General features: G+C 46.3%; 21 protein-coding genes and 1 riboswitch. Of the genes, 10 read left to right on the top strand and 11 right to left on the bottom strand.

Features of this window, described 5'->3' with window-relative positions:
• Positions 1-5: 5 nt before the first annotated feature.
• From ACQZ43_RS11605 to ACQZ43_RS11585, 5 genes are all read left to right on the top strand, one after another.
• Positions 6-1436, top strand: coding sequence for an anion permease (locus ACQZ43_RS11605; RefSeq protein WP_430612822.1), 1431 nt, complete (start codon positions 6-8; stop codon positions 1434-1436).
• Between the two features lie 19 nt (positions 1437-1455).
• The gene (locus tag ACQZ43_RS11600) at positions 1456-2109 is read left to right on the top strand and encodes a succinate dehydrogenase cytochrome b subunit (protein ID WP_430612820.1); all 654 of its coding nucleotides are present in this window, start codon (positions 1456-1458) and stop codon (positions 2107-2109) included.
• Positions 2110-2121: 12 nt separating this feature from the next.
• Positions 2122-4038 (top strand): fumarate reductase/succinate dehydrogenase flavoprotein subunit, encoded by a 1917-nt coding sequence (locus ACQZ43_RS11595; RefSeq protein WP_430612818.1) that lies wholly within the window; start codon positions 2122-2124, stop codon positions 4036-4038.
• A 79-nt stretch (positions 4039-4117) separates the two neighbouring features.
• Entirely contained in the window at positions 4118-4864 is a 747-nt protein-coding gene (locus ACQZ43_RS11590) for a succinate dehydrogenase/fumarate reductase iron-sulfur subunit (RefSeq protein ID WP_430612817.1), read from the top strand.
• Between the two features lie 226 nt (positions 4865-5090).
• On the top strand, positions 5091-6200 hold the full coding sequence (locus ACQZ43_RS11585; protein WP_430612815.1) for an NAD(P)-dependent alcohol dehydrogenase: 1110 nt from the start codon (positions 5091-5093) through the stop codon (positions 6198-6200).
• Positions 6201-6425: 225 nt separating this feature from the next.
• Here the strand turns inward: ACQZ43_RS11585 and ACQZ43_RS11580 are convergent, their stop codons facing one another.
• Positions 6426-7844, bottom strand: coding sequence for an MBL fold metallo-hydrolase (locus ACQZ43_RS11580; RefSeq protein WP_430612813.1), 1419 nt, complete (start codon positions 7842-7844; stop codon positions 6426-6428).
• A gap of 263 nt (positions 7845-8107) precedes the next feature.
• On the opposite strand from ACQZ43_RS11580, the gene ACQZ43_RS11575 reads away from it, so the two are divergent.
• The 4 genes from ACQZ43_RS11575 (at position 8108) to ACQZ43_RS11560 (ending at position 11998) form a co-directional block, all read left to right on the top strand.
• Positions 8108-9304, top strand: coding sequence for an MFS transporter (locus tag ACQZ43_RS11575; RefSeq protein WP_430612811.1), 1197 nt, complete (start codon positions 8108-8110; stop codon positions 9302-9304).
• Positions 9305-9487: 183 nt separating this feature from the next.
• Positions 9488-9672: riboswitch (cobalamin riboswitch) on the top strand.
• A gap of 400 nt (positions 9673-10072) precedes the next feature.
• Entirely contained in the window at positions 10073-11188 is a 1116-nt protein-coding gene (locus tag ACQZ43_RS11570; RefSeq protein ID WP_430612809.1) for an enoyl-CoA hydratase/isomerase family protein, read from the top strand.
• Positions 11189-11275: 87 nt separating this feature from the next.
• The gene (locus tag ACQZ43_RS11565) at positions 11276-11662 is read left to right on the top strand and encodes an acyl-CoA thioesterase (protein WP_430612807.1); all 387 of its coding nucleotides are present in this window, start codon (positions 11276-11278) and stop codon (positions 11660-11662) included.
• 84 nt (positions 11663-11746) lie between these two features.
• Positions 11747-11998 (top strand): VF530 family DNA-binding protein, encoded by a 252-nt coding sequence (locus tag ACQZ43_RS11560; RefSeq protein WP_430612805.1) that lies wholly within the window; start codon positions 11747-11749, stop codon positions 11996-11998.
• 67 nt (positions 11999-12065) lie between these two features.
• Here ACQZ43_RS11560 and ACQZ43_RS11555 read toward each other — a convergent pair whose 3' ends face one another.
• Both ACQZ43_RS11555 and ACQZ43_RS11550 read right to left on the bottom strand, forming a co-directional pair.
• Positions 12066-12692 (bottom strand): 2OG-Fe(II) oxygenase, encoded by a 627-nt coding sequence (locus ACQZ43_RS11555; RefSeq protein WP_430612803.1) that lies wholly within the window; start codon positions 12690-12692, stop codon positions 12066-12068.
• Positions 12693-13008: 316 nt separating this feature from the next.
• Complete coding sequence (locus tag ACQZ43_RS11550; protein ID WP_430612801.1) at positions 13009-14196, bottom strand: MFS transporter; 1188 nt, start codon at positions 14194-14196, stop codon at positions 13009-13011.
• Positions 14197-14277: 81 nt separating this feature from the next.
• Here ACQZ43_RS11550 and ACQZ43_RS11545 point away from each other — a divergent pair, with 81 nt between their 5' ends.
• Positions 14278-15153, top strand: a complete 876-nt coding sequence (locus tag ACQZ43_RS11545) for a helix-turn-helix domain-containing protein (RefSeq protein WP_430612799.1) — start codon at positions 14278-14280, stop codon at positions 15151-15153.
• On the opposite strand, the gene ACQZ43_RS11540 is transcribed toward ACQZ43_RS11545, so the two are convergent.
• From ACQZ43_RS11540 to ACQZ43_RS11505, 8 genes are all read right to left on the bottom strand, one after another.
• Positions 15123-15839 (bottom strand): siderophore-interacting protein, encoded by a 717-nt coding sequence (locus ACQZ43_RS11540; RefSeq protein WP_430612797.1) that lies wholly within the window; start codon positions 15837-15839, stop codon positions 15123-15125. The genes ACQZ43_RS11545 and ACQZ43_RS11540 overlap by 31 nt on opposite strands.
• Positions 15840-15867: 28 nt before the next feature.
• Positions 15868-16941 carry a heparan-alpha-glucosaminide N-acetyltransferase domain-containing protein gene (locus ACQZ43_RS11535; RefSeq protein ID WP_430612795.1) on the bottom strand — a complete coding sequence of 358 codons (1074 nt, stop codon included), beginning with the start codon at positions 16939-16941 and terminating at the stop codon, positions 15868-15870.
• 57 nt (positions 16942-16998) lie between these two features.
• Entirely contained in the window at positions 16999-18330 is a 1332-nt protein-coding gene (locus ACQZ43_RS11530; RefSeq protein WP_430612793.1) for a lysine N(6)-hydroxylase/L-ornithine N(5)-oxygenase family protein, read from the bottom strand.
• Positions 18331-18397: 67 nt separating this feature from the next.
• Positions 18398-20113 (bottom strand): GNAT family N-acetyltransferase, encoded by a 1716-nt coding sequence (locus tag ACQZ43_RS11525; protein ID WP_430612791.1) that lies wholly within the window; start codon positions 20111-20113, stop codon positions 18398-18400.
• A gap of 34 nt (positions 20114-20147) precedes the next feature.
• Positions 20148-20576, bottom strand: a complete 429-nt coding sequence (locus ACQZ43_RS11520; RefSeq protein ID WP_430612789.1) for a DoxX family membrane protein — start codon at positions 20574-20576, stop codon at positions 20148-20150.
• A 198-nt stretch (positions 20577-20774) separates the two neighbouring features.
• Positions 20775-21497 (bottom strand): HmuY family protein, encoded by a 723-nt coding sequence (locus tag ACQZ43_RS11515; protein ID WP_430612787.1) that lies wholly within the window; start codon positions 21495-21497, stop codon positions 20775-20777.
• Between the two features lie 117 nt (positions 21498-21614).
• A complete protein-coding gene (locus ACQZ43_RS11510; RefSeq protein WP_430612785.1) occupies positions 21615-22337 on the bottom strand; it encodes an HmuY family protein in 723 nt (240 codons plus the stop codon).
• Between the two features lie 123 nt (positions 22338-22460).
• The gene (locus ACQZ43_RS11505; protein WP_430612783.1) at positions 22461-23789 is read right to left on the bottom strand and encodes a hypothetical protein; all 1329 of its coding nucleotides are present in this window, start codon (positions 23787-23789) and stop codon (positions 22461-22463) included.
• Between the last annotated feature and the right edge of the window lie 11 nt (positions 23790-23800).

The raw sequence follows: 23800 nt of genomic DNA, 5'->3' as shown, positions 1-23800 counted from the left end.
TCCCTATGAAAGAAATCAACCTAGTTCGGGTACTCATCACCTTTTCTATAGGTCTTGTCTTGTGGTTTATTCCGCAGCCCGAAGGCGTTACCCCCGAAGCCTGGCACCTCTTTGCCATCTTTGTTTCCACCATACTCGGCATCATACTCAAGGCGGCTCCTATGGGCACGATGTGTATGATAGCAGTGGCGCTAACCGCACTGACACAGGTACTCGCACCGGGCGATGCGGCCAAATCCATCACCCTGGCCCTTCGCGGCTTCGGCGATAAAGTGATTTGGTTGATCGGTATTTCCTTTTTTATCGCCAGGGGCTTTATCAAAACCGGACTGGGCAATCGCATTGCATTTTTATTCATCCGCATATTCGGCAAGAGTTCGTTGGGACTGGCCTATGGTTTGGGCCTAGCCGATTTGTGTTTGGCTCCGGCCATTCCCAGCAATACGGCAAGAGGTGGTGGTATTATCTATCCGATTATGAAATCGATGGCGATGAGTTTTGGCTCCGAACCCGACAAACCCGATACCCATAGAAAACTGGGGTCTTTTCTGACCTTGAGCAGCTATAATGCCAACCTGATTGCCTCGTCTATGTTTTTGACGGGTACAGCCAGCAATCCGATGTGTCAGAAGTTTGCCGCCAATTTGGGCATACAGATCAGTTGGATGTCTTGGGCTATAGCCGCCGCAGTTCCGGGCTTGGCTGCTTTTTTCATCATTCCATTGGTCTTGTATAAAATATACCCACCCGAATTGAAAAAAACGGGAGACGCACCTAAAATGGCCGCTGAAAAGCTCAAGGAAATGGGACCAATTACGCGAAATGAATGGCTGATGTTATTGGCGTTCTTCGTATTGCTCTTCTTGTGGATCACCGGCGAAATGCTGTCGATAGACGCGACTACCACCGCCTTTTTCGGCCTCATCATGTTGTTGATCACCTCGGTATTGACCTGGGAAGACATCAAGGGAGAAAAAGGAGCCTGGGACACCATAGTCTGGTTTTCGGTATTGGTGATGATGGCGAGTTCCCTCAACGAATTGGGCTTTATCGAATGGTTTAGCAACCTGATCAAAGGTCAAATTGGAAGTTTGAGCTGGCAGTTGGCATTTCCCGTTATTGTTTTGGTTTACTTTTTTAGTCATTATTTCTTTGCCAGTGCCACGGCTCACGTGGCGGCGATGTACAGCGCCCTATTAGCCGTGGGTATATCCGTGGGTATACCGGGGCTATTACTGGCTTTTATGCTTGGTTTTATAGGTTCGCTATACGGTACCCTAACCCATTACGGTCACGGTCCGGCTCCGGTGTTTTTTGGAAGCGGTTATGTCGATCTCAAAAACTGGTGGCTTCGCGGCTTGGAAACAGGGCTTATTCTATTGATTATTTATATGGCTTTAGGAGGTCTTTGGATGAAAGTTATCGGATATTATTAATTATAAAAAAACGCTCGCTATGCAAACGCTCACCCGAAAAATTATCATGTGCTGTACCGGTTTATTTCTGTGTTTCTTTTTGGTGATACACCTCTTGGGGAACCTACAGTTATTTCTACCCGCTGAACAAGCGCATTTGCAATTCAATGCGTATTCGCATTTTCTATCGGGCAATCCCCTGATTAAGGTGGTTTCCTACGGTCTGTATGCGTCGATAATCGCCCATGCGGTCTACGCGTTGGTATTGACCCTAAAAAACAAACAGGCCGGCGGTAGCTATCAAAAGGATCAGCGCGGCCGATCGAGCAAGTGGTACAGTCGCAATATGGGTATACTCGGCACTTTAATCCTGATTTTCTTGATCATTCACTTTAAAAATTTTTGGTACGAGTACAAATTCGGTAGCCTACCCCTCGACGCCAACGGCAATAGAGACCTCTATCAACTCGTTATCGAGATCTATCGAGTATGGTGGTATGTTGTCCTCTACGTCTTATCGATGATCGCCTTGGGATACCACCTGTTGCACGGTTTTTTTAGCGCGGTGCGCACCCTTGGGCTATTCCATCCCAAATACGTAAAGGCCGTGCGCTATTTTGGAGTAATCTACTCCGTGGCCATCAGTATGGGGTTTGCCCTGATTCCGATTTACATCTATTTTATTCAATCTTAAAACCGCAGGTTTATGCAATTAGACGCCAAAATTCCCGCAGGTCCTTTAGAGGAGAAGTGGGCCAATTATAAAAAAAACGCCCGATTGGTCAACCCGGCCAACCGCAAAAAGATAGATATTATTGTAGTGGGTACCGGTTTGGCAGGAAGCTCTGTAGCAGCCTCACTAGGCGAAATGGGCTACCGGGTACAATCCTTTTGCTTTCAGGACAGTGCTCGTCGCGCCCATTCCGTAGCGGCTCAAGGAGGTGTAAACGCGGCCAAGAACTACAAAAACGACGGAGATAGTGTTTATCGCATGTTTGTAGACACCTTAAAAGGCGGTGATTTTAGATCGCGAGAGGCCAATGTCTATCGCATGGCCGAGTGCTCGTTAAACCTGATTGACCAAGCCGTAGCCCAAGGCGTTCCCTTTGGTCGAGAATACGGAGGCTATCTCAACAACCGCTCCTTTGGCGGCGTACAAGTGAGTCGCACGTTTTACTCCAGGGGACAAACCGGACAGCAACTGCTACTCGGTGCCTACCAAGCCCTGATGCGACAGGTCAGCAAAAAGACCGTGGAACTACACACCCGTCACGAAATGCTCGACCTGGTGGTTATCGACGGCAAGGCACGTGGAATTATAGCGCGAAACTTAGATACGGGCAAGGTGGAACGCCATGCCGCCCACGCCGTGGTTTTAGCCACTGGCGGTTTTGGTAAAATTTACTATTTATCCACCTTGGCCATGGGATGCAACGGTTCGGCCATCTGGCGTGCGCATAAGAAAGGCGCCCTGATGGCTTGTCCGAGTTGGACGCAGATCCATCCGACTTCGTTACCGCAATCCGGCGATTACCAGTCCAAACTGACTTTGATGTCTGAATCGCTGCGCAACGACGGACGCATTTGGGTGCCGCTGCAAGAAAACGAACAGCGCAGTGCCCACGAAATACCCGAAGACCAACGCGATTACTATTTGGAAAGAAGGTATCCCGCCTTTGGCAATCTGGCTCCGCGCGACATTTCGTCCCGAGCGGCCAAGGAGCGCATCGATGCCGGATTCGGTATTGGCGCATTAAAAAATGCGGTATACCTCGATTTTTCCAAAGCCATACGGGAACAAGGTGCCGATAAAATCAAAGAGAAATACGGCAACCTATTCGATATGTACCGCAAAATCACGGGTATAGACGCTTATAAAGAGCCGATGATGATTTCTCCGGCAGCCCATTTTTCCATGGGCGGCCTGTGGGTCGACTACGAATTGATGACTACCATACCGGGTTTATTTGCCCTGGGAGAGGCCAATTTTGCCGATCACGGAGCCAACAGACTGGGAGCCAACTCCCTTTTGCAAGCCTGTGTAGACGGTTACTTTATCGCGCCCTATACCTTGGCCAATTACCTGTCGGCGGAGATTCATACCGGAAAAATCCCTACCGATCATCCCGCCTTTGAACAGGCTGAACAAGCGGTAAAGGACCAACTTGAACGCTTTGTCAATGCTACCGGCAGTCAAACCGTGGACTACTACCACAAAGCACTTGGCAAAATCCTCTACGACTACTGCGGGCTGTCGCGAAACGAAAACGGGTTAAAATCGGCCATCACACAAATTCAAGTCTTGCGCGAGGAGTTTTACCAAAACGTTTCCATACCCGGAGAAGTGTCTTCGATGAACAACGAATTGGAAAAAGCCGGACGCGTAGCCGACTACCTCGAAATTGGCGAATTGATGTGTTATGATGCCCTGACGAGAAACGAATCTTGTGGCGCTCACTTTAGAGAGGAATACCAAACGCCAGATGGGGAAGCAATGAGAAACGACGCCGACTTTCAGTTTATCTCTGCTTGGGGATGGACCGGTCTAGGAAACACCCCCGAACTCCACCGCGAACCGCTGGTTTTTGAATACGTCAACCCCATAGTGAGAAGTTATAAATAATTGAAGTAAACGCTCTTAAACACTGCGCTTTATCCAAACGATTTAGCAGAGGGCTTTAAGACCTAAAAAATAGCTACAGATGAAACTAAATTTAAAAATTTGGAGACAAAAAGACCAGGAATCAACCGGAAAACTCGTCGATTATCCCTTGGAGGGCATCAATCCGCACATGTCGTTTTTGGAGATGCTGGACACGCTAAACGAGCAGCTGATTCGCCAACGCGAATCGCCGGTTGAATTTGACCACGACTGTCGGGAAGGCATCTGTGGACAATGTGGCGTAATGATTAATGGACTGGCACACGGTCCTTTAAAAAACACCACGACTTGCCAATTGCACTTACGCGAGTTTAAAGATGGGGAGACCATCGTCATCGAGCCGTTTCGCTCGGGCGCCTTTCCGGTGAAACGCGACCTCAAAGTAGATCGCGCTGCCTTTGACCGCATTATCGCTTCCGGGGGTTATGTCGGGATCAATACCGGACAAGCTCCAGACGCGCATAGTCTACCCATCACGCATATCGCGGCCGAGGCGGCTTTTGACTCGGCAGCTTGCATCGGTTGTGGCGCTTGTGTAGCCACTTGTAAAAACGGCAGTGCAGCGCTTTTTACCGCAGCAAAGATCACTCACTTGGTCAAGCTGCCACAAGGCAGAGAAGAGCGCAGTGAACGGGTGTTGAGCATGGTGGCACAGATGGATCAGGAAACCTTTGGCCATTGCTCCAATACCGAGGCCTGTGAGGTCGAATGCCCACAGGGGATATCCGTACTCAATATCGCCCAAATGAACTACGAATACAACCGCGCAAAAACGCTCAAAAAATAAGCAGCTCATAAACAGTCGTCAAATGAGCCACAACCGCAGAGCCAAGTCCAACAGTATCCCATTTCCGAATGGGAGCAGTTGGAACAGCGCATCTATGCGACTGAGGCTTTAACAATTGGAACTAAAAATTAAAACATCCTTGCAAAAACATTAAATTATTTTAACAGCCAAAGGCCGAAATAATCCATAAATTACGCTTGATTAATAACTAAATACGGATTTAAATATGGAAAAAAGGACTATTACGGCAGCTGTTGTTCGAGAAAAAGGAGGTTTATTTCAATTAGAAGAAGTACAGTTAGAAGCCCCAAGGGCTACCGAAGTACTGGTAAAAATGGTCGCCACGGGGACCTGCCATACCGATATGGTGGCTCGAGATGCTATTATGGGGCCTGAGTTCCCGTCGATACTCGGCCATGAAGGATCGGGAATCGTCGAAGCGGTAGGCTCGGGAGTGACCAAAGTAAAAAAAGGAGACCACGTGGTACTGACTTTTGGCTACTGCGGCAACTGCATCAATTGTAAAAAGGGATTACCGGCCTATTGCGAAGAATTTATGGCTCTCAACTTCCAAGGATGTCGACTAGACGGTTCGCACAGCCATTCCAAAGGCGCGGAAACCATCAACGGCCACTTCTTTTCGCAATCGTCTTTTGCCACCTATTCCCTGGCTACGGAAAACAACGTCGTCAAGGTACCCAAAGAGGTGGATTTAGAATTGCTAGGCCCATTGGGCTGCGGCATACAAACCGGTGCCGGTGCCATTATCAATGCGCTTCGCGTCAATCCGGGTAGCGCTATAGCCATATCGGGTATAGGCGCGGTGGGACTTGCAGCGCTATTGGCTGCCAAAGCCAGCGGAGCAACGACCATAGTAGCGATAGACATCAATGAAGAACGCCTGAAATTTTCCAAAGAATTAGGGGCTACTCATACGATCAACACCAAAAACAGCGACCTTGCCCAAGAGCTCTTAAAGATTGAAACTAAGGGATTCCACTTCGCCTTTGACACCACGGGCAGAAATGAGGTGATTAACGGCTTATTGCAAAGCTTATACCCACACGGAGTCTGCGGACTGGTGGGCGTTGCAACCAAACCCCTGCAAATCGATATGAATTACTTTGTCGGTAAGGGACTGCAAATTAAAGGCATCGTGGAAGGCGATAGCGTTCCAGACGAATTTATACTCCAACTGATACAACTGTACCAACAGGGTCTATTTCCCTTTGACCAACTGATTAAAAAATATCCGTTTAGCGAAATCAACCAAGCCATAGCAGATTCTGAAAGCGGAAAAACCATTAAACCCGTGATTCAAATCAACAACTATTAGAAGGCATTTATCCTGTTTTTCTATTCGCAAGAGGCCGTTCCAGCATAAAGTGGGAACGGCCTCTTTACTTAATCCATGGCTATTAATCAGAAAAAAAACGATATCCTAAGCCAATTAACACGCCTAAAATACCGTTTTTTTGGGGTTTTACCCCTGTTTCACCCCTTACAAAATATTAAATTAATACTTAAATAAAGCGTATTTAATGCACACTTATGCCATCAATTACAACATCGAATTTGGACACACATAAGCAGTTTTCTTTAGTTGCGTCACTTCTTTGATTTCGGTGTACCCGCCCATCACGTCGGTGATTCTTAAAAACCCGTGTTTCTTTAACAAAGAAGCGGCAATCATGCTGCGGTAGCCCCCGGCACAATAAATGAGGTAAGTAGCCTCTTTGGACAAATTCTTTAAGTGATCTTCTAAGGTGTTTAGGGGAATCGAGCTCGAAAACATCAGGTGTTCCGACTCGTATTCGCTGTGCTTTCTCACGTCCAACAAAACCACATCGGAATACAGTATTTTCGCATCAAATTCCATGGGATTGATTCGATCGATGGTTTCACCCTGTAGTCCAGCGGCCTTCCACGCTTCAAAACCGTTTTCCAAATAACCGATGGTGTGGTCATACCCCACTCGCGATAAGCGCACCATCGATTCTTCCTCCTTGCCCACTTCGGTAACCAATACTATTTTTTGTCTGATGTCTCTAATGGTTTCTCCCACCCATCCGGCAAAGCCGCCGTTTAAACCGATGTTGATACTGTTGGGAACGTGACCTCTTGCAAAAACGGCCGCATCGCGCGTATCGAGTATCAATACCTCCGGCAAATCGCTTTGCTTTTTAAATTCGAATACACTCATCGGATTTTTGGCCTTTTCGAGTACCTGATCCAATGATTCGTATCCCTGTATGTTCATCATTACATTTTTGGGAAAGTACTGAGGCGGTGTGGTCAATCCCTGTAACAACTCATCGACAAACTCTTCCTCGCTCATGTTTTCGCGCAGGGCGTAATTGGTTTTTTTCTGGTTGCCCAAGGTATCGGTCGTTTCCTTACTCATGTTTTTACCGCAAGCACTGCCCGCGCCGTGATTGGGATAAACGATGATGTGATCGGGCAAGGGCATAATTTTATCGCGCAGGGAGTGATACAACTTTTTGGCCAAGATTTCTTCGGTTAAGTCCGAGTTGACGTATTGTACCAGATCTGGTCGTCCTACATCGCCGATAAACAAGGTATCACCGGTTATTATGCCCTGTTCTACCCCCTGTTCATCCAAGATGAGGTAGGTCACACTCTCCAGGGTATGTCCGGGCGTATGCAATACCTGAATCTGTATTTTACCCAGTGAAAAAATCTCCTCATCCGCAGCGACCGTCGCTTTGTACTCGGGTTGGGCCGTAGGTCCGAAAACGATCTCTGCCCCGGTTTTCGCCATCAAATCCAGATGACCACTAACAAAGTCCGCGTGAAAATGAGTTTCAAACACGTATTTGATTTGGGCTTGGTCTTTATTCGCGCGGTTGACATAGGTTTGTACATCGCGCAAGGGGTCGAAAATAGCAGCTTCTCCATCGCTTTCGACATAATAAGCTGCATGTGCAATACATCCGGTATAAATTTGTTCTATTTTCATGGCTTTCTAATTTTTAAGGCTATTTACTCGCATTGCCTCTGCTTTTGGCAACGCCTAAAATTACCGCTTTTCAACAGTCTTAAAAATGATAACTATCATATTACAAGCCCCATACAATAAATGTCACCGCCATACCGACCTTCGGTTTGTTACTAGGGAAACAACGGGAATAGAACAGACCTAAAAAATTCCGCATTTAGCTCCCGTATCTAAGAGACAAACCTTAATTTTGCAACTTCCAATTATTCACCTGACTCCTCACTATGCTTATAGAAGCTTCTGCTCCACGAAAAAAACTGGCTACGATATTGGCCTTCATGCTCATTCCCCTATCCGGTATGGTTACGGACATCTATTTGCCGTCGTTTCCCGCCATGGCTAGAGACTTGGGACTGCTGGAGAAAAACATACAATTGACGCTTTCGTGTTTTTTGTTGAGTTACGGTATTGGTCAATTGTTTATCGGCAGCTTGCTCGACAGTATCGGTCGTTACAAACCCAGTTTGATTGCCCTGATTATCCTGGTGGTTTCCAGTTTGTCCATCGGCGTGTCGCGCGATTTGTTCGTCATTTGTTTTTTACGGGTGATTCAGGGGTTTTCCATCGCTGCCATAGTGGTGTCCAAGCGGGCGTTCTTTGTGGATTTGTACAGTGGTGATCGCTTGAAATACTATTTGAGCTATTTTACCATTGCCTGGTCCTGCGGCCCTATAGTCGCGCCTTTTTTAGGGGGCTATCTCGAAAAACACTTTGGATGGCAATCGAATTTTTATTTTTTAGCGCTCTATGCCTTGTTGATGTTTGTACTGGAACTGCTGTATAGCGGCGAGACCTTGGCCGCTAAAAAACCTTTTAAGGGATTGGAAGTACTACAGGTGTACCAAATGATGCTCAAATCGGGCAATTTTGTCTTGGGCATCCTCATATTGGGATTGAGTTATTCGATCGTCATGGTATTCAGTATGGCTGGTCCGTTTATCATCGAGCACAGCTTTCACTTTACCGCGGTCACCATTGGTTATTGCGCCTTGGTCTTGGGCCTGTCGTGGATGATTGGTGGACTGATTGGCAAGCGAGCCATACATTGGAATTTTAAAGCCAAGGTGATCGGATTTGCCCTTTTTCAACTGCTGCTCATCGCGCTATTACTCCTAGTTGGTCAGTTTTACCAAAACCTGTGGGTATTGATGTTTTTTGCCTTTGCCATTCACATCTGCTCGGGTTTTATCTTTAATGTGTACTTTACCCGTAGCATGATTGCCTTTCCCAACAATGCGGGAATCGCAGGGGGTTTACTAGGCGGATTGATCTACGTGCTCACCTCTGTACTGAGCTATGTCGTTTCCTCTACCGGTTCGCTGCAAACTCAAAACGACATCGCATGGCGGTATTTATCGATTTCCCTCTTGCTGTTGGCCGTCATCCTAATTTGGATTAAGATTCGCAAAAACAATTCTTAAGCAGCTTACCCGCTTTTTGACTGTGATTTTGCACCAATAGCACGACTACCATAGCGTAATGCCCCCTCAAAAAGAGAGGTCTTTAGGCCGTGTTGCCTTTGGTTTATATTGATTTTAACACTTAATTCATGACGGTTCTCCAAATATTTGGTACTTTTATAGCTAGTAAGTTCTTTGATTATTATCTCATCAACCGGAATAGGTTTTGCCCAACGGCAAATTAATAGGGAATCGTGTTAAAATCACGAACTGTCGCGCAACTGTAAGTAACCCACCAAAGTTTTTGCCCTTTACATCCACTGTACTAATACGGGAAGGATGGCAAAAATGTTATAAGTCAGGATACCTGCCTCTTCCGCATTGACTGTGCTTTCGCGGTTTGAAGCATATTGTCTGCTGGTTTTCGATTTGCAAAAAGACGCCCCATTCTCTAGTACTCCGGGAAAGTCGCGTTTTGTCGGCTATACCCTCGAAATCCCTTTCAATCTCCTTTATTCACTTTGGCCAATCGAGCTATCGTCAAGCGCTTTAATTTCCATTTTAAATGCTGTTTATGTCTGCTATTTCACTGTGTACGACCACAAAAATCCCCTTGACCGATGTTAGGCACTGCTGCTGGCGCCTTGATGAATCTGTTCGTACGCGGTATATACTGCCGCACCCTTTGCTTACACCCTAATGCGGAAAACGTCTTTCGATAATCGAAACGCCCTATTTTAATCCAATTATTAACCGTTTCCATCACAGCGGGAACTTAAAACTATAAAAATGTCTGAACCCATACTTACCGAACGTCGCAATGGCGTCGGTATATTGACCTTAAATGCGGAAAAAACGCTAAATGCCCTATCGCTTGCTATGGTAGCCGGCTTGTATAAAACTTTGAGAGCATGGCAAAGCGACCCGACAATTCACGCGGTATTTTTGCAGGGAGCGGGTGAAAAAGCCTTTTGTGCCGGTGGCGATGTGGTGCGTTTATACGAAGCAATACAAACACAAAACGCAGAGAACGACCACGTACCCGCCCCTGCTTGTGTACAATTTTTTATAGAGGAGTATCGACTGGATTATCTGATTCACCGATACGACAAACCGATTATAGTGTGGGCAGACGGTATAGTGATGGGAGGCGGCATGGGATTGCTGGCTGGCGCTTCACACCGCATAGTGACGGAAAAGAGCAAGTTGGCCATGCCCGAGGTCACCATCGGTCTGTATCCCGACGTGGGCGGCACTTGGTTTCTCAATAAAATGCCGGGTTCCTGGGGACTGTACACCGGTTTAACAGCCACGCGACTTAACGGGGCAGATGCCCGCTACCTCGGCCTTGCCGACTTCCACCTCGACAGCAGCCTAAAAAGCGATTTGTGGCAGCAGTTAGACCGTTTGGACTGGGATAAAAACGCAAAGGATGCCCATTCGGCGATTACCGCTATACTCCAGGTCTTAAACACAGCGCAATTGCCCGAGTCTCCCTGCCAACAGCACCAAGGGTTTATCGAGAAATTTGACGATGTAACATCCATCGACGAATTTCAAAAGCTGTTGCTGGCTGCAGACGCGATCGATCCTTGGATACAGGCGGCTAAAAAGAGTTTTGAAGGCGGGTCGCCCAGTTCACGCGCCATCATATACGAACAACTGCGTCGCGGCAAACAGTGGAGTTTGGAAGAGGTTTTTCAGGCAGAGCTCAACCTGTCGGTGCAATGCAGTCTGCATCCCGACTTTGCGGAAGGGGTTCGCGCCTTATTAGTCGACAAGGACCACAGTCCGAAATGGCAACCATCCACACTTGATGCCGTAACCCCTGCTTGGGTTTCGGGTTATTTCACCCCCTATTGGCAGCCGGAAGACCACCCCTTTCACCAACTCAAAAACCTTTAAGCCACAGCGCTTAAGACAACCGAACATCAAGTAAAACACCAAGGTAAAAAAAACGCCCAAAGCATTAAAAAACGACCCCGATTACAGATGACTATAGAAGAACAAATCGACCAATCCGAAACCCATATTTTTAAGGTGGTTTTTCCCAACACCACCAACCACCACAACACCATGTTTGGCGGTCAAGTACTTTTGATGATGACCGAAACGGCCTTTATGACCGCCACCCGTTTTAGCCGTAAATCCTTTGTCGTGGTGAGCAGTGATCGCATCGATTTTAGGAAACCCATTCCAGCCGGTACCCTGGTCGAATTGATCGGCCGGGTGGAACAGCTCGGAACGACCAGTATTCGAATTGCGGTAAAAGTCTATTTGGAAAAGATGAATGAAGCCGGTCGAGAAGAAGTGGTACAGGGCAAATTTACCTTGGTCGCCTTAGATTCCGACGGCAAACCGATTAAAATACTAAACTAGCGGTAATTTTAAAAACCACCGCCGTTGCATAAAAAGGGGCATCTCTATTTTTTATTGAGTAACTTTGCGCTTTAAACTAGCCTTATGGACGACGAATTAAAAAACCCCTTACACGGAAAAACTTTGGTTTTTATACTGGAATACTTAGTAAACTATTACGAGGGATTTGAAGGATTGAGCAAGGAGGTCAACATCAATTGCTTTAAAAAGGATGCGAGCATCAACTCCTCCTTAAAATTCTTGCGCAAAATGCCCTGGGCACGTACCGAAGTTGAAAATTTATTCGTTAAAATTTATACCTACGAACTCAAAAAGCAGGCGAAAACACAACAATAGAACAGCCGCAATCACTCAAAAACCCGATGTCATCAACGAATCGGGTTTTTGAGTGATTTACAAGGGTTTAGCGGGTCTTTAACCAACCGGTGATGCTGTAGCGTTGCTGCTTTACCCGTTTGACTTCGTGTTCGATGGTTTTGCTGTCAAAAATCGCCATACGCCCAGCTAGGGGTTGGATTTTCAATTCGGACTCCACGCCGTTTTCAGCTGCTAAAAACAAGGCCAATTCCCCGCCATAATCCGCCTGCCAGTTTTCGTCGTTTAAATAAAAAACCAGCGACAAGGTTCTGCGGTCGTCATTTTGAAAAACGTCTAAATGGCGTTGATAAAACGTCCCCTCGGGGTATCGGGCATAGTGAAATTCGCTTTCGCAAATACCCAAATAGCAAGTGCGGTTTAAATAGTCGATCAAGTGGTGGATTTTATCGAAAAACAGCTGTTCTACCTGATCGGCCTCCCCCTCATCCATCCACAGTATAAAATCGCCACGTACTTCTTTGGCAATTTGCTCGTTAAAACTCTTGCCAATAGCGGCCTTTTTAAAGTTTTCCCGCTCTTGTTTTAGCAAGAGGTGGTTGCGGAGAATCCGCACCTCTGCCTCCGAAAAAAAGCAATCGGAAATTGCATATTTGCGTTTGACTAAATCGTCAATTATTAACTCGTAAACTGGATTTAAATCAAATCCTACCATATATACCTATAAAAAACATACGCAAATATAGTTTTTAGTAAAAAAAAACAATACGATAGAAAGCTTTTTTTTCGGTATAAAATGTTAAATTTTATCCAAGGGTTTACGACTGTTAAATCACTGTGTGATTGTGTGTTTTTTACGGTTTATCGCCCCAATATTCTTTGAAATCAACCCAAAAAAACAAATCGACCTACGCGTTCTAATCAATACATAGCAGCGCCTTCGATTCACTGCCTTTGCTCCCGGCTGCTTTGTCACTTAAAACGCCACCAAATTTCGCCTAGAGCTTGCACATTCAATCCCAAAACCGCAATTAGTCGCGCTTTTGTACCGTGGATCTGTACGACAGATAAACCAACAATAGAGCGATACCACTCCAAAGCAACATTTGACTTGTCGCCATATTCCAATTGCCTATCTTCCAGCTCCACAATCCAAAAAAAGTTCCCACTGCCGCACCGATAAAATAGGTGGTCATATAGATGGTATTGAGTCGGCTGTGCGCTTGTTCGTCCAAGGCGTATATCCGCGTAAAATTGATGATTTGAGTAGCCTGTACACCGATATCGAGGAAGAAAATACTCCCGATTAAAGCGATAATTGAATACGGAAAGAGCTTGATTAACACGATGCTTCCCAGCAGTAGAGACACCGTAATAAACAGTCCTTTAAACACCTTGCCCTTATCGGCAATCCTGCCGAAGACCGGGGCAACCAAGGCACCGCCAATCGCAATTAACCCAAACAGACCTATGGTCGCTGTCGAATAGTTTAAGGGTTCGCTACTCAGGTGAAAAGTCAGCGTGGTCCAGAACGAGCAAAACACCCCAAAGGTAAACGAACCGAGCAAGGCCGCTTGGCGCAAGGTTTTATACTGTTTGACCAACCGCAGTGTCGATTGCAACAAACGCCCATAACTGCCGCTAAACTTGCTGGGGATTTCCGGTAAAAATCGATGCAACAACAGCATGACAAGCAACACCATAGCCGCCGAAATAGCAAAGACCAGCCGCCAACCCAAATAAGTGGTTATCAGTCCGCTGAGCACGCGAGCACCCAAGATACCGATCAGGATTCCACTGAATACCTTGCCCACATTTTTACCGCGATTTTCCTTGCCCAAGGTCGCCGCCATCGGTAGAATAATCTGTGCTGGTGAGGAGAATAGCCCGACAAAGAAGCTTAAGATCAAAATTTGAGTGGCGTTTTGCGCACAGGACGTCAGTCCCAAAACCACGACTAGGGCCATACAGAGTCCCACTATCAGCTTTTTACGATTGACCTTGTCGCCCAAAGGCAATAAAAAGAACATCCCCAAGCCATATCCCAATTGTGCCAACATCGAAATTTTACCAATCAAACTCTCCGCAGTATTCAAGGACTTGCCAATTTCATTTAAGATCGGCTGGTTGTAGTATACGTTGGCCACAATGACCCCTGCAGCCAATGCCATAATCGGAATAATCACCTTGGACTGCTGTTGTGTTAGATCGGTTTGCATAAAAAAATATTTGCTGCAAAACTACTTCGACAACAGCCTAAAAAATGGTAATTTTACGCCAGATAATTGTAAAAAACACCCATGAAACGTTTTATTCAATTTACTCCGCTATTCATCCGGCATTTCCAGACCTGCGAATGGCCGTTTCCCATGCACAACCACAACCACCTCGAACTGATGTTTATCCATCGCGGTCGCGGTCTGCACTGCTTAAATGGCATACCTACACCCTATAGCGGTAAGTGCTTGTTCTTTTTAGCGCCCAACGATGCACATGCATTCGACATCGAGCGCGAAACGGAATTTAGCGTACTCAAATTCTCTTATGAATACTTAACCGTACCCGATCAGAAGAACAGCGCCCATACTTGGAATTTGCTTATTGATGAACTCCTCGTGGCCAAGCAAAATCTGTGGCCGTTTGCCCTGTCCAATAGCGCCCTGTTGAAGATGGAGCTCTTATTTCAAATGATCGTACAAGAGTGGAAGGAAAATGACGGGAAGCCGACAGCCGTGATGTTACCATTAATACAGGCCGTATTGCTGTTACTCAAAAGCAACTGTTCACTGCCGTCGGCTGGGCCATTTAGTGCCGAAGCCCCGCTATTCCTAAGGGTAGTCCGTCATATACACCAGTACATACAACAACCTGAAAAGCTTAGTATCGAATATCTAACGCAGCATTTCAACAGCTCTTCCAGTCATTTGAGTCGACTGTTTAAAGCAGCGATGGGGCTTTCGATCAAGCGCTATATCGATACCTACAAATATCAAATTCTAGCCCATCGACTGCAACACAGTCGAGAACTTCTCAAAGACATCAGCGCGGCATTTGGCTTTACCGACCTCAGCCACTTTAATAAATTTATAAAACTGCAATCCCGAGGTTTAAGTCCTAAAGAACTGCGGCGGTCGGCGCGAGAGATTCACAGGCCCACCTTTCCCTCTGCCCAATAGGGCTTGGCGTATATGTTTTTGCTCGGTACTTTGGCGGCGCGCAAAATCTTGTACAACTTCGCAATCGTCTGCGCATTTCCACTAAGCAGGTAATCGGTGACCGAAGCCGCCGGGTTGTTTTGAACGAACTCTTGCAGCCAAAACTCCAATACAGCGCCGCGTTGTCCTGCTATCGCTTGTAAAACCAGGGCCTCTAAACCAACGGTTTTCGCCCACATCAGAGCGTCAAACTCCATTTCCAATACACAGGTTTTCTGAGCGTTTGACCCGATGACCTCCTTCATTCCTTTAAAGGCACTAAGCGTGGTTTCGTCACCCAGCATCACCACGGAATGCGAGCGACTTGGCAAAACAAACTTCCCGCCAGGTCCAATGAGATTCAGCGCACTGCCTACCGTCAGCGCATCGGCCCAAAGACTCCCCGGGCCCTGGCCGTGCAAGTAGAAAAGCACATCGGCATAGCCCTGCTCCACGTTCCAGCAACAGGGTGTATAATGTCGGTATTCCGTATCGGAAACTCGAAATTCCACTTCTTGTGCGGCCTGCCAAGGTATGGAGCACAAGGCTTCTCCTTGAAAGCGAATCCGCTTAAAATTTTTAGCATAGTATTCCACCTCAGCGACTGTGACGGCTTTATACGATTGCTTAAAGGTCCTTTCGGACAAATCACCCAACCATTTTGGCATTTTCGGCATTATTTCTAAGTTTTAAAGATTATTTATTGATTCGCATCAGCTGTTGGATACAGAAAACGAGCCCCAGGGTGAGTGCACTAAACCATACAACCAACAACCACAAGCTGCTCCAGGGCTGAGAGGCATAGGGAATAAAACACCAACACCAGTAAATCAACACCCATTGTATCACATAGATCGCGGTAACATTTTTGCTGCAGTACGCAAAAAAATCGCGCAGTGCACCAGGCGTGTATTTTGAAACGCGATGATATAGCGACAGGCTCAACAGCAATTGTCCCATATACATAATCAGCGCACCGGTTCCGCGGTGGTAGTAATCGGAACCGAAATAAAATTCGAAATCGTTCAGAATCAAGCCCAGTCCCAACAGTATCATCCCCATACCGGCTATGGCCAAATACAAGGGCCAATGCTCGGGTAAATTCGCTTGTTTTTTAATAAAATCACCCACAGCCATACCCGATATAGCAAAGCCCAACCACGGCAATAGTGCAAAGTAAACGCGCTGGCTTTTGCCGTACAACAGCTGTAAAAAATAGTTATCGGGGCTCACTCCTTCCCGATATAGATAGGGCGCTCCTACAAAGAAGAGGAGAGTGACCAGCATTCCAACCCCAATAAGCTTATCGACATAACGGTGTAGGAAGGCACAAATCACATAGGCAATTGCCGCAAATTGCAAGATATCGGCTATGCCGAGAAAACTCCATAAGCCCGTGGCATTGTCGGTGAGTCCCATATCGGCAAACAGGGATACTGGCAGGGTTTTAAACCATTTGGCCGTAGGGTAAAACTTCAAAAAATTGAGGACATAACCTCCGACGAACAAGAGCAGTCCCCGCATCCCGATTTGATAAGCGGTCTTTTTCGATGCGAGCACCACAGACAAGCCCATGGCAAATATAAAAGCAGGGGCCCCAATTCCCTCTGCCACAAAAGCGAGCCCCAGGCTAAAATCGGAATAAATAGCTGCTGGGGTTCCATACATGATTACCACATGAGCCAATATCATAAAAAATATAGCCAGGGTTTTCATCATATCCACAGCGATAAGACGGGCTTGGTGTGGGGTGTTCGAACTGACATTCATAGTTTAATTCTTTAGTAGGCCGTGCAGCCATAAAATTAGTTAGCGCACAGTCTGGCATCAGCAGTGCGGCTGTTTGCCTTGGTGCATATCCCTATCGTCGGGGATGCCAAAGTGCTGAAATGTTATTTTTTTCTCCAATTTAAAATGCTCTTCTTGCAGTATATCATTTAGAATAATCGCATTGCGATAGGGTCCCATACTCAAATCTGCCGTCAAAATACCGTGCGATTCCAATTCGGCATTCAGTACATAGACCTCTTTGCCATTTACATCTATCGCATAATGCGCATCCACGACTAGCTTACCGCTTTCCTGCCGACGAAGGCGATTGTTGATGTTTGTCAACAGGGCGGACTCTTGGTGTTTATATCCGGTGGCCAAGATGACATAGTCCGATTTTAGCTCGTAGTTGCGCTCCTGTAAAAGGTGGTATAAGGCCAATTTAAAACCGCCCTCCCCTTCGGCTTCAATGGCCTCTAGTTGGGTAGCGGGCAAAATGCAAATCGGCAAGGGCGAGTCGCTGTACAATTCCATTTGATAGAGTTGATCATAAATCGCGTCGATAAACGCCTGGTTGATTCCCTTATACAGCGCATCTTGTCTGCCCAACAGTTCATTCCGCTTCTTTTCCGACAAGGCATAGAAAAAATGAAGGTAGTCCGGCGAGGTGTGCTCAAAGGTAAACTTGGAGTTTTCCATCGGAAAGAATCGCTCGGCCTGACTGATCCAATTGAGCCGATAGCCCTTTTCCTTAGCAGTTAATAACAAATCTTGAAAAATCTCTGCGGCACTCTGACCCGAGCCCACAATGGAAATAACGCTCTGCGGTTTTAAATACGGTCGCCTATAGGTGTATTGGGAGGAGTGAAAAACCTGTTCTCGGCTGCAATTTTCGACGCATTCCAGTATATTGGGAACGGTACCCGTGCCCAGCACCAATCTTTTGGCGTAATAGGTTTTCGTACAACGCCCACACAAATCGTGCACGCTAACTTCATACACCTCAAGGCTGTTGTTGTATTGCAAAGCGGTGACGCGATGGCTAAACAGCAAGCTGGGCAACGCCGAGGCAACCCACCTGCAATAGGCGTTGTATTCGGTACGGGTGATGTAAAAGGATTCTTTGATACAAAACTTAAACAAAGAACCTTTTTGCACTAAGTAATTGATATAGCTGTACGGATTGGTCGGTGCTACAGACGAGACCAGATCGGCTAAAAAGGGAACTTGCAAGGTGCTGCCCTCGATCATTAGGCCCCGATGCCAATCAAAGGCAGGAGCTCCATCGAAGAACAGCGTTTTTAAAGGCAGGGAATGAGACAGGGCTGCCATGCCGAGATTAAACGGTCCGATTCCGATACCGACCAAATCATAGATAGTGGTTTTCATAGTCCGTGTTGTTTTTTACATTAATCGCGTGGGGTTTACAAGGCTGTTGCGCAGCCGGATAGCTCCGCTATAGGTTTACTTCGATTTCTCGGCAAGAATGCTCCGCTAGATACCGTTGGGTATGCTGAAACATTTCGCGGGTGAGGAAGGTCAAATTCGACGTTTTGTACGGCAACACCAAAGCGCTGTCGAAGGCACAGCCCACTTGGGTGATGAGTCGATGCGTGCCGTGATGATCTACCGCTGCTTCGCCAATCATGCGATTCACTTGAGGAAATGAAAAGAAATACTCCATACAGAGGCTGAGCGCATGATAAGAAAAGCGCGGAATGCGCTGTTTGGCCGGTGCCATAAGCAGGTGAAACCCATAGTCTCCCGGATGAAAGGGATAGTATTTGCCCACCTCATCTTTGATTGCCCAATAGAGTTCTAAGGTAAAAATGGGCTCTCCGTTGAGCAAGCCGATATAGGGATGGGAATAGTCGACACCCAAATGCTTGATGTACGCCTGTTCCAAATCTTGAATAGGACCGTCCATCTCCCAAAACCGCTTGGAATAGTCGCGGTTGACCCAATCGTGTATCACATGTAAATCGGAACGCATATCAAAACCTCTTATGCTGATTTCCGAACTGCCTTCGTTAAAATAACGCTTGTGAACAACTGCCCCTGCATTGGGTTTGATCAGTTCTACGGCATAGTAACTGCTGTTGATCAGGTAATTGTGCAGGTGGAGCTGTTTGCTTTCATAGGACGATTCGGGGAATAGCGATATCACCTCCGGCAAAATAGCCCTCGCTTTCAAATGCGCGCCATGTAAAAAATCCAATCGATGGCCATACTGTCCCTTCAGTTGATCAACCACTTTAGAAACGGCCTGCAAAAGGGTGTTTTCATCGGTGAGACCGGCAAAGGCCACTGCGCGAATTAGCGGATATAGATGATGGATACTGAGCTGTGTCAGGAGAAAATCTTCCACTTGCCTTCTTTTATGCGGCGGTAATTCACCTTCAATACGAATGAGTAGGGCGCTTTCTGTAAACCGCACCGCTGTAGGCAAACCCGTAGCATCTACTGTCATTTCCGCAGCGTATACGTTCGGTATTTCAACCCTGCCCTCGACCAAATAGCTCTTGACAACAGCGGTGAGCAGTTGGTTTGCGTATGCAGTTACCCACTGCCGCGCGGCGGTGTTTAACGGCTGCGATTGATTCGCTGCCCAGGTTTTGATTGCCCGGTTAAGCCGACCTATATCAGAACCAGAACCGCTAATGAATCGGGTGGATTCCACGGAGGTTTCGTGCGAATCACCTCGATTAAGAGCGCTCGATCCTCGATTTTCCGCAGCCATCAGCTGTCCGCCAGTACACAAATCCCGCCCTTCCAAAGCAATCGCTTTGACGTATTCAGCTTCCAATTGCGCATAGATAGCCGGTAGAGCTGTGGGGTTAAACCCGTGGAAACAGGCCGCTGTTATCAGGCCTATTGCCACATCGACTTCCACTAGCGCTATACAGCCGTTTTTTGACGACCGACAGCAAGGTCTGTCGCCAAAACCGTGCATACCGGTCATGGAGTAATAGGTCAAGGGAAAGTAAACCAACGCCTCTGTAACTGCCGATTCAAATCGAATAAATCCCTCGGTCGCTCCCCATTGCATATAATGGGCTAAGGCTTCGTCGTATTGAGGTATGTCCTTGAAAAAATAGCCACTGTTCGTTTCCCTCAACAAGAGGTTAAGCAGTAAATTGGCGGTGTTATCGATGCTGTGAATGCGATTCATAAAACACATTTTTTATATTTAAAAGATCCAATCGTTAAATCCAAGTCGGTTGTGGCCTCCAAAAGCACTCTTTTAAATGCTTGTAATGTCGGCCTATCAAGTATAGATTCAACAGCAAGATCAACAGGTCGAAAATCAAAAAATCCTGAGCGTGACTGATGTATACATGGCAAAAAAACATTCCGATGGAAATGGGCAACAACCATACAGCACCGAAGAGATAGGTGCGTTTGGGAATCAACAGCAAACCACCCACCAACTGAGCCACACCGATCACGGCGATAAAACCGCTGCGCTCCCAAATTAAGTAGAAGTCCAGAAAATCGCCTTGAAGCCCGAAGTCGATATATTCCTGTGGATCTATTTTTTGGGTCAGTTTTTCCCAGCCGTGCGGTATGTATACATAAGCCAAAAAAGCACGAAACAAATAATTGAGCAGATTGAAGATCTTAATTTTTTTCATTTTTATAGATTTTTAAGTTATTAATACGGGATTAAGGCAAATCGGGGTAATTCTAGCCTTTTAAACGTTATTGATGGGACTACACCGGTATACGGTCTGCTTTTTATCGGAAGTGCTTCATTCTGCACTGCCGTTTTTTTATAAAATATCGAAAAGACCAAAAATAGGGTTCCCTATCCGCAACCAGAGTTTTCGTTTTTATTTGGAGCTCGTCCTTTTGGAAGTATCCAAATTGCGGCTGCCGTCCTTTTGGACAAAATATCTAAAAGTCAAGTAATTCGGTTCGCTTTCCCTAGTGGGAACCGCGGGATGCCCCTTGTATATACCCTGCATCTCCAATTTGGCATAATTTCCTTTATTGGTGCGAAAGACAAAGGTGCGTTGAGGAAGCAATCTGCCTTTTCCACCCGTATTCGGGTGCATTTCCATATAACCGATATTTCCCAAGTTTCCGTTCCATCCGTAATATTGCCTTGTGGTATCCACTACACCTTGTGTCGACATCATTTTGTTGTAAATGTTCTCGCTCGGATCGGGTGCCAACACCACCTCGTCAAAATTGGCAATCAACAATACCCCAAATACCTTACCCACCATGGGTGCTGCCCCTTCGATGATAGTATAGTCATTCGATTTTTCATTGACGTGCACAAGTCTGCCTGATTGAAAGCCTATATCCCAGTTTTCGGTATAAAATTCCGCCTTGGTCGGAATTGGACGCCCTTCTTCCAAACTGTATAGGAATAGTTTTTCCCAGCGAAATTCATTCGGAACAGATATATGATCGGGAATTTGTAAATCGGTCACCTGAGTCCAAGCCACTTCTTCTTGGGTTGGCATATCGTCGTCGGTTTGCGTACAGCTGTGAAAAACTACAGTCAGCATTGCTAGGGCCAGCATTTTAAAAAAATTTGTTTGCATGTTTTGTATCTTTTGTTGTAAGATTGGGGATTTAATTCGATACGTACACCAGGATAACCCGAATTGACTCGTATGCAGTTGTTGCAAAACGATGCTTTTTTACCGAATCCAAAAACCTTATTTGGAGCTCGTCCTTTTGGAAGTATCCAAATTGCGGCTGCCGTCCTTTTGGACAAAATATCTAAAAGTCAAGTAATTCGGTTCGCTTTCCCTAGTGGGAACCGCGGGATGCCCCTTGTAAATACCCTGCATCTCCAATTTGGCATAATTTCCCTTATTGGTGCGAAAGACAAAGGTGCGTTGGGGAAGCAATCTGTATTTTCCACCCGTATGCGGGTACATTTCCAGATAACCGACATTTCCCAAGTTTCCGTTCCATCCGTAAAATTGCCTTGTGGTATCCGCTACACCTTGTGGCGACATCATTTTGTTGTAAATGTTCTCGCTCGGATCGGGAGCCAACACCACCTCGTCAAAATTGGCAATCAACAATACCCCCAATACCTTACCCACCATGGGTGCTGCCCCTTCGATGGTAGTAATGGTATTGGGGACGTTGTTAACGTGCACAAGTTTGCCTTCTTGAAAGCCTATATCCCAATTTTCGGTATAAAATTCCCCTTTGGTCGGAATTGGACGTCCTTCTTCCAAACTGTATAGGAATAGTTTTTCCCAACTAAATCCAACTATATTCGCCACTTCATCGGGAATTTGTAAATCGGTTACCTGAGTCCAAGCCACTTCTTCTTGGGTTGGCATATCGTCGTCGGTTTGCGTACAACTGTGAAAAACTACGGCCAACATCGCTAGGGCCAGCATTTTAAAAAAATTTGTTTGCATGTTTTGTATCTGGTATTAAAAATGCAGCAGCAAATATGCGGCAGCGCTACATTAAGTTTTTTTTGTTAAAGAGCATGCCTTCGGACCCTTGCCCAAATCACATGCTCTTTTTGTTTTAAAATTTTACAATCTGTCTAAACCCGTAATGCGTCTATTAGCGGTAAACCACACCCAAGACGGCGGGGTATAATTACTCACTACGGTAGTGGGAACCGGACCATTCCCGCCATTTACCGGTACAATCTTGCGAATACCTCCGTGGTTGTCGTCGTTGTAGATGAAATAAATTTCTCCATTGATCAAGCGCGGTTGTTGGTAGCAATAGAAGTTGTCTTTGGGAATTTCTAAATCCCGCTTTTGACCCGATGGTTTAATTACGGCCCATTGCCAAATGGGATTTCTATAGGATACCCCGTGTTCGCCCCCACCCATATAGCGCACATCGTTTGAACTATATTTCGTATACACGTGGTTGTTGTAGGCATACAAGCCGTTAAACTCCCCAATCTTATCACCTGAAATGCTGGAATAGGTTGCAAAGTGTTGTATCGAATTACTTCCGTTGGGGATTCTAAAGATTTTAGAGGGCACGTTTTGAACGGCAGCCCCCATATCGCTAACCGTAGCGAAGTAAATCGCGTGCGACACCGGATCTTCATTAACCAGGGGATGGTCGTTAAACAAACCGATGTTGGTCGCCTCCTGTGGACTGGTACTCACCGAAATCAAATTTCCGGTTTCCGCATCTATGGCAGCCACATAGACAAAATTCGTGGCTTGAACCACCTGTTTTAGGCCATTGATGCTGCTGCCAAATGTGACGTCGGCATAGATTGTATTGTCACGGCGAATCAGCAATTTACCTCCTAAGTGTTTGAAGTTTGCCGAAGCGAAACCCGGCAGTGCATTGCTCACCGCTTGGGTTAAGTTCCAAGTGTTGTTGGTCGTCATCGACTGCGGATTGAACTGGGTAATCACTCCGGGGTTTTCCTGTACATCGGTATAATAACCGATGTCGTTGTTAAAAATATGGAAATTCACTTCAAATTGCTGGCCGTTCATGCTTCCACCTCCCAAACTAATCATGCCATTTGGTGCGGGATTGCTCCCCGATACGGAGTATTTACAAATGCCTCGTACGCCCGAATTGGTGTTGTTTAAGGTAAAAAAGCTGCCGTCAAATGCCCTTCCGCCCGGGGCATAGGATACCGAATATCCCCCCGAAAGGGAAAGCGGGTTGGGAAGGCTACTCTTCTTTTTATAACTGCCTGCCCAAAAGTAATTTTGACCCGTTACTACCCAGGGTCCAGTTAGCGGTTGAGTACCCGGAATAATACCGACACTCATTGTCTTTAACGCGAGTCCATCGGTGGAATTGCCGATATCGTCCTTACTACACGATGCCATTACCGCAACCACTGCGATTAAAATGGCTAATTTTTTTAAAATCATAATTAAATAAT

Source organism: Flavobacterium sp. JP2137, assembly GCF_050562195.1.
In the GTDB taxonomy this organism is placed as follows: Bacteria; Bacteroidota; Bacteroidia; order Flavobacteriales; family Flavobacteriaceae; genus Flavobacterium.
Note: the sequence above shows the minus strand (reverse complement) of the source record. Positions and strands in the feature narration are given on the sequence as shown.